The organism is Arminella tubonensis (assembly GCF_003240585.1).
Lineage (GTDB): Bacteria > Pseudomonadota > Alphaproteobacteria > Rhizobiales > Rhizobiaceae > Rhizobium > Rhizobium tubonense.
This window is the reverse complement of record NZ_PCDP01000036.1, coordinates 449,220-455,568: the sequence shown is the minus strand read 5'-3', so window position 1 is coordinate 455,568 and position 6,349 is coordinate 449,220. Positions and strand designations below refer to the sequence as shown.

The window sequence follows — 6,349 nt, the reverse complement described above, 5'->3', positions numbered from 1 at the left end:
GCGGCGCTGACTACACATTCGACTGCACCGGCAATACCAGGGTCATGCGCCAGGCGCTTGAGGCATCGCATCGCGGCTGGGGCAAATCCGTGGTCATCGGCGTTGCCGGCGCCGGCCAGGAAATTTCCACCCGCCCGTTCCAGCTCGTCACTGGCCGCACCTGGATGGGCACGGCCTTCGGCGGCGCACGTGGCCGCACCGACGTACCGAAAATCGTCGACTGGTACATGGAAGGCAAGATCCAGATCGACCCGATGATTACCCATACGATGCCGCTCGAAGACATCAACAAAGGTTTCGAGCTGATGCATTCCGGCGAGAGCATTCGAAGCGTCGTGCTTTACTGAGGAGGATGCAGCAAGCGTGGCGCTACTTTGAAATGGCCAACGGTCTTTTCGCAAATCGAACCTGATTTGGGGGCCGTGGGCAGCTAAGGAGGAGGAGCTGAACATGCCAAGTCAAGTATCGATACATCCGGCGCTCGACCAGGGAGTGAAGCCGGGGCAGGCCAATTTCAAGGGTGGGACGCTCGTCTGCGCCTGCACCGACCGTCCTGTCAAAGTCGCGATCAAGGGAGCGATCGCGCACAATCACGCATGCGGCTGTTCCAAATGCTGGAAGCCAGCGGGAGCCACATTCTCGGTCGTCGCCGTCACATCGCATGAAAATGTCACCGTTCTCGAAAACGGCGACAAACTGAAGATCGTCGATCCCGAGGCGCTGATCAGACGCCATGCATGCACGAAATGCGGAGTCCATATGTACGGTCCCGTCGAGCGCGACCATGCCTTCAAGGGCCTGGACTTCATCCATCCCGAGCGCTTCCAGGAAAGCGGCTGGCCGGAACCGACCTTTGCGGCTTTCGTCTCGTCGATCATCGAGACCGGTACCCCGCCCTCCGCCATGGCAGGCGTGCGTTCCCGGCTGCGGGAGCTTCACCTTGAACCCTACGACTGCCTCTCGCCGACCCTGATGGACGTCATCTCCACTTGGGTGGCGAAAAAAGCCGGAACTCTTAGAGAATAGCTATAACGCTCTGAATCGAAATTGATTTAAGGAGTGAAACAATCAATCGCACTGCGTGGCGCATAGATGCGCAGTGCCCTCCGTCGAACCTGATTGCGAACGAATGATTTATGTCGATGCAGATGCCTGCCCGGTAAAGCCGGAAATCCTGAAGGTTGCCGAGCGGCATGGGATGGAGGTGACCCTTGTCGCCAATTCAGGCCTGCGGCCGTCGCGCGACCCGATGGTAAAAAACGTCATTGTCTCAAACGGGTTTGACGCCGCCGACAATTGGATCGCCGAGCATTGCGGCCCGGGCGATGTCGTCATTACCGCCGATGTGCCGCTTGCGGGACGCTGCGTCGCCACCGGCGCTCTGGTGACAGGTCCGACGGGGCGGGTCTTCGATCAGGCCAATATCGGCATGGCGACGGCGATGCGCGATCTCGGCGCCCATCTGCGCGAAACCGGTGAAAGCAAAGGCTACAACGCGGCCTTCAGCCCCCGCGACCGCTCGAGCTTTCTCGAAACCTTCGACCGCCTGTGCCGACGGGCCAAGGCCTACGCACCACCGACCGGAGAACGACCATGAAAGTTCTTTCCCAGAGCACCGCCTTCGGCGGCATGCAGGGCGTGTATTCGCATGAATCCGAGGCCTGCCAGTGCGAGATGACGTTTGCCGTCTTTGTACCGCCACAGGCGATCCGTGAGCCCTGCCCCGTCGTATGGTATCTGTCCGGCCTGACCTGCACCCATGCCAATGTCATGGACAAGGGCGAATACCGGCGCATGGCGGCAGAGCTCGGGCTGATCATCGTCTGCCCCGACACCAGCCCGCGCGGCAACGATGTGCCGGACGAGCTGACCAACTGGCAGATGGGCAAAGGCGCCGGCTTCTATGTCGACGCCACCGAGACGCCATGGTCGACCAATTTCCGGATGTACACCTACGTCACCGAAGAACTCCCAGCCTTCGTCAGCCAGCATTTTCGCATCGACATGAGCCGCCAGGGCATCTTCGGTCACTCCATGGGCGGCCACGGCGCCATGACGATCGCCCTGAAAAATCCTGACCGCTTCAGGAGCTGCAGCGCCTTCGCACCGATCGTCGAGCCGTCGACCGCAGACTGGTCGGTGGGTGCATTCGAGAAATATCTGGGCGACGACCGATCAAGCTGGCGGCAATATGATGCCTGCGCTCTGGTCAACGACGGTGCCCGCTTTCCGGAGTTTCTCATCGACCAGGGCAAGGCCGACGCCTATCTCGAAACCGGCCTGCGCCCATGGTTGTTCGAGGAGGCAATCAAAGGAACCGGCATCGAACTCACGCTGCGCATGCACGAGCGCTACGACCACTCCTACTTTTTCATCTCGACATTTATGGACGAGCATTTGAAATGGCATGCTGATCGTTTGAGCTGATATCCTCGATACGATCTTGAACCGGAGCCGGACAAGATATAAATCCGACCTGGCAGACGGCTGCAGCGAACCTTGCGTTCGTACCACACCGCGGGGACGGCCTCGCTCTTTTGGATGGAGCGTTTTATGGCTTGGTTTCTGCTTTTTGTGGCTGGTCTGTTCGAGGTCGGCTGGGCGGTCGGCTTGAAGTTCACCGAAGGCTTCTCGAAGCCCATGCCGACGGTTCTCACCGTCATTTCAATGGTAATCAGCGTCGTGCTTCTCGGCTTGGCCGTTAAAACGCTACCGATGGGCACTGCTTATGCGGTCTGGACAGGCATCGGCACCGTTGGAACCGTTCTCGTTGGCATATGGCTGCTGGGCGACCCCGCCACCGCCGTCAGGCTCACCTGTATCGGCCTGATCGTCCTTGGAATTGCCGGCCTCAAGCTGACTGCCTGAGCCCGGCCAATGGTTACTTCTGGCGGTTATCGATAGCCAGAAGGCCCGGACCAGCGAATACCAGGTACAGGAAGATGAAGCAGAACGAGATAGCAGCGTCGCCGCCGTTGTTTGCCGGGAAGAAATCGCGCGGAAAATGCGCCATGAAATAGGCAAAAGCCATCTGGCCGGCGAGGATGAACGCCACCGGACGGGTGAAAAGACCGAGGAGCAATAGCAAGCCGCCCAAGGCCTCAAGGATACCGGCCGTCAGGATTAGCGGCGGCAGGCTTCCGGTTGCCGCCTGGGCACTTGCGGGGAAATTGAAAAGCTTCTGCGTACCGTGTTCGATGTATTGAAGTGCGGTCACGATACGAAGCACGGTCAGTGCGTAGGGTTGGTATTGGTTCAAGCGGTCCGAAAGTGCCATGCGATTCTCCAGTTTTAGGCTCCCGCCCACCGTTAGCCTGCACACTTGCAGGCGTGAAGACACAGCTTCTGACAGCTCATCAATTTTTCGTGTAAAATCCGCGACTTCTGGTCACAGCGGGATATTGTCGTGCTTCTTCCAGGGATTGGAGAGATCCTTGTTGCGCAGCATCTTGAGGCCCCGCGAAATGCGCTTTCGAGTGGAATGCGGCATGATCACCTCATCGACATAGCCCCGTTCGGCAGCGACGAAGGGCGATAGAAAGCGATCCTCGTACATCTTGGTATGTGCCGCGATCTTGTCAGCGTCCGCGATGTCCTTGCGGAAGATGATCTCGACGGCCCCCTTGGCACCCATTACGGCGATCTGCGCCGTTGGCCATGCGTAGTTGATGTCGCCTCGCAGGTGCTTCGATGCCATGACGTCGTAAGCGCCACCGAACGCCTTGCGGGTGATGACCGTCATCTTCGGCACTGTCGCCTCCGCATAGGCGAAGAGCAGCTTGGCGCCATGTTTGATCAATCCGCCATACTCCTGCGCCGTCCCCGGCAAGAATCCCGGCACGTCGACGAAGGTGACGATCGGAATGTTGAAGCAATCGCAGAAGCGGACAAAGCGCGCGGCCTTGCGCGACGCGTCGCTGTCGAGCACGCCCGCAAGCACCATCGGCTGATTGGCGACGAAACCGACCGTCGAGCCCTCGACCCGACCAAAGCCGCAGACGATGTTCTTGGCAAAACTCGCCTGTATTTCGAAGAAATCGCCTTCATCCACCGTCTTGAGGATCAATTCCTTGATGTCGTAGGGCTTATTGGCGTTCGCCGGGATCAGCGTGTCGAGCGACATGTCCATCTCGGTGACAGACTGGTAGCATTCGATCTCCGGCACAGGCGCGGTATTCGACAGTGGCAGGAAGTCGATGAGCCTGCGCACCTGCAGCAGGGTATCGATATCGTTGTCGAAGGCGGCATCGGCGATCGAGGACTTCGTCGTGTGGATCGATGCGCCGCCAAGCTGCTCGGCGGTCACCGTCTCGTTGGTCACGGTTTTCACGACATCCGGACCTGTCACGAACATATAGGAGGTGTCGCGCACCATGAAGATGAAGTCCGTCATCGCAGGCGAATAGACGTCGCCGCCGGCGCACGGTCCCATGATGACCGAAATCTGCGGAATGACGCCTGACGACAATACGTTGCGCTGGAACACCTCGGCATAGCCACCGAGCGCCGCGACCCCCTCCTGGATGCGGGCGCCGCCCGCGTCATAGATCCCGATGATCGGCGCGCGGTTCTTGAGCGCCATCTCCTGAACCTTGATGATCTTTTCCGCATGCGCTTCGGAAAGAGACCCGCCGAAAACAGTGAAATCCTTGGCGAAGACAAAAACGGTGCGGCCGCTGACCGTTCCCCAGCCGGTAACGATGCCGTCACCCGCGATCTTGTTCTTCTCCATGCCGAAGTCGCTGGAGCGGTGCTCCACGAACATGCCGAATTCCTCGAACGAGCCTTCATCGAGAAAAAGCTCGATGCGCTCGCGAGCCGTCAGCTTGCCGCGCTTATGCTGCGCGTCGATACGCGCCTGACCGCCGCCAAGCCCGGCGATTTCGCGCCGGCGTTCCAGTTCGTGAAGCACTTCTTTCATGGAAAATTCCCTTCGTCACTTACCCGGCTTAGCACGTGGACTGCAGCCTTTGAAGGGGGCGAATGAAGCCGGTACCTGCCGGATTTCTCTGGCATCAGCTGCCCAGCGGCGGCGTCTTCAGCGCAAAGGTAGAGCGAATACGAGCGGCGATATCTTCCGCCATCAGATCATCGACAATGCTGGTATCGGGGGAAAATGTCGTGGTTTCGAGGGAAGCGACGGCAATGACCGAACCAGTGTCTACCGACGTCGCATCGATGTTGATCTTTGCAGTGTTGCGATCGTGCTGGAAGCCTTGCGCCTTCTCGACCTGGACGACATGAACGGTCAGTACGACTGATGGCAGGGTCGTATTGTGAGTTGTCGCCGCAATCGCCGCGTTGATGCGATCGTTGGTTGCAGTGAGAAGCGCCGGCGCAATTCCCGGCCCGGAAACGACAACGGCACTGCGCACGTCATAGACCGGATCAGGTGGCGGCTTGAGTGACGAAAATTGCGAGCAAGCGGTCAGCGCCAGGCATCCCGTAAGGATACGCCATGTCCGCGGCATCAGCCAAAGCACTATTCTATTCCCCGTCATGGTTCCGCCCGTCTATGAACGGTAACCTTCGCTATAACGGCTTGCAAATCAACAGTATTAGGGCTGAACCGTTGAAAAAATGTCGGTCGCTGCCTGAAACTCCACAAACCGCGCAGCTCGACGATGTTCCGCCGCGGCATCGCTGCCCCACTGCTCATTCGTCCAGTCCTCATCGAGGTGCGCCACCGACCAGACCTCGTCAGGCGTCAATCGACCTTCCGCGAATGCGAAGGCAAGGAGCGCCGAGCCTGTCAGCGATGTGACGGTATGCAAGCTCGCCAATTCCAGCGCTGAATCATATTTGCGCAACGCCGCCGCGAAAGCCGCCAGCGTCTCCACCGGTTGCTCCCGATGAATGACACCTTCGACCAGAATGAACCGTACACCGATACGATCCTGGACCCAATCGACTACTGACCCCCAGCGTAGCGACTGTCGCTCGACGAGTTTCTCCGGCGCGTCCGCCCGGTAGCAGAGCAGGTCGCTGTTCGAAAATCGGACGATTTCCTGAAAGACCGGTTCGCGGTCGTCGGCCACGCCGTCAAGCGCCGTGTTGACCAGACGCGTCACGGGCATGATCGTCGGATTGATGACGTCGACCTGCCGCTCCCATTCGGCGGCAACGAGCAAGGCCAGCGCCTCGGTCGGCACGGCCAAAGGTCTGCGCGCCGGCGTCTTGACGGTCTTGCCGTCAAGCTCGATCGCAAAGCCGGCTTCGCCCTCCCGAATACCAACTTCCTTGTAGAACCGCTTCGGCAGCGGCTTCTTCATGGCGATCTGTGCCCGGCGTACGGGATCCGGATCGCTCAGGTTTTCTGTGAAATCGGTCAGAAGGTCGCGCATGGCGT

The 6,349-nt window shown here is 59.3% G+C and carries 9 protein-coding genes; 5 read left to right on the top strand and 4 right to left on the bottom strand.

Translation table 11 applies throughout. The features are described from left to right. The 5 genes from CPY51_RS17070 to sugE form a co-directional block, all read left to right on the top strand. A partial coding sequence (locus tag CPY51_RS17070; protein WP_146260101.1) for a zinc-binding dehydrogenase occupies positions 1-347 on the top strand: 347 nt, incomplete at its 5' end. Between the two features lie 103 nt (positions 348-450). Further along, a complete protein-coding gene (gene gfa, locus CPY51_RS17065) occupies positions 451-1,026 on the top strand; it encodes an S-(hydroxymethyl)glutathione synthase (RefSeq protein ID WP_111161395.1) in 576 nt (191 codons plus the stop codon). Positions 1,027-1,129: 103 nt separating this feature from the next. Then, positions 1,130-1,597 (top strand): YaiI/YqxD family protein, encoded by a 468-nt coding sequence (locus CPY51_RS17060; protein WP_111161394.1) that lies wholly within the window; start codon positions 1,130-1,132, stop codon positions 1,595-1,597. Next, positions 1,594-2,427: an S-formylglutathione hydrolase gene (fghA, locus tag CPY51_RS17055; RefSeq protein ID WP_111161393.1), complete on the top strand. Its 834-nt coding sequence runs from the start codon at positions 1,594-1,596 to the stop codon at positions 2,425-2,427. Before CPY51_RS17060 ends, fghA begins: the two co-directional genes overlap by 4 nt. A 126-nt stretch (positions 2,428-2,553) precedes the next feature. Continuing rightward, a complete protein-coding gene (sugE, locus tag CPY51_RS17050; RefSeq protein WP_111161392.1) occupies positions 2,554-2,868 on the top strand; it encodes a quaternary ammonium compound efflux SMR transporter SugE in 315 nt (104 codons plus the stop codon). Between the two features lie 13 nt (positions 2,869-2,881). Here the strand turns inward: sugE and CPY51_RS17045 are convergent, their stop codons facing one another. The 4 genes from CPY51_RS17045 to CPY51_RS17030 all read right to left on the bottom strand — a co-directional run bounded on the left by CPY51_RS17045 (position 2,882) and on the right by CPY51_RS17030 (position 6,344). Beyond that, positions 2,882-3,277 carry a DoxX family protein gene (locus CPY51_RS17045; RefSeq protein WP_111161391.1) on the bottom strand — a complete coding sequence of 132 codons (396 nt, stop codon included), beginning with the start codon at positions 3,275-3,277 and terminating at the stop codon, positions 2,882-2,884. Positions 3,278-3,388: 111 nt separating this feature from the next. Beyond that, positions 3,389-4,921, bottom strand: coding sequence for an acyl-CoA carboxylase subunit beta (locus CPY51_RS17040; protein WP_111161390.1), 1,533 nt, complete (start codon positions 4,919-4,921; stop codon positions 3,389-3,391). A 94-nt stretch (positions 4,922-5,015) separates the two neighbouring features. Next, complete coding sequence (locus tag CPY51_RS17035) at positions 5,016-5,501, bottom strand: hypothetical protein (protein WP_244598701.1); 486 nt, start codon at positions 5,499-5,501, stop codon at positions 5,016-5,018. 57 nt (positions 5,502-5,558) lie between these two features. Further along, positions 5,559-6,344 carry an ATP12 family chaperone protein gene (locus CPY51_RS17030; RefSeq protein WP_111161389.1) on the bottom strand — a complete coding sequence of 262 codons (786 nt, stop codon included), beginning with the start codon at positions 6,342-6,344 and terminating at the stop codon, positions 5,559-5,561. Positions 6,345-6,349 lie beyond the last annotated feature (5 nt).

Bases quoted from the DNA above. Each gene is read 5' to 3' on its own strand.
- gfa (WP_111161395.1), top strand. From the start codon at position 451: ATGCCAAGTCAAGTATCGATACATCCGGCGCTCGACCAGGGAGTGAAG.
- CPY51_RS17060 (WP_111161394.1), top strand. From the start codon at position 1,130: ATGATTTATGTCGATGCAGATGCCTGCCCGGTAAAGCCGGAAATCCTG.
- fghA (WP_111161393.1), top strand. From the start codon at position 1,594: ATGAAAGTTCTTTCCCAGAGCACCGCCTTCGGCGGCATGCAGGGCGTG.
- sugE (WP_111161392.1), top strand. From the start codon at position 2,554: ATGGCTTGGTTTCTGCTTTTTGTGGCTGGTCTGTTCGAGGTCGGCTGG.
- CPY51_RS17045 (WP_111161391.1), bottom strand. From the start codon at position 3,277: ATGGCACTTTCGGACCGCTTGAACCAATACCAACCCTACGCACTGACC.
- CPY51_RS17040 (WP_111161390.1), bottom strand. From the start codon at position 4,921: ATGAAAGAAGTGCTTCACGAACTGGAACGCCGGCGCGAAATCGCCGGG.
- CPY51_RS17035 (WP_244598701.1), bottom strand. From the start codon at position 5,501: ATGACGGGGAATAGAATAGTGCTTTGGCTGATGCCGCGGACATGGCGT.
- CPY51_RS17030 (WP_111161389.1), bottom strand. From the start codon at position 6,344: ATGCGCGACCTTCTGACCGATTTCACAGAAAACCTGAGCGATCCGGAT.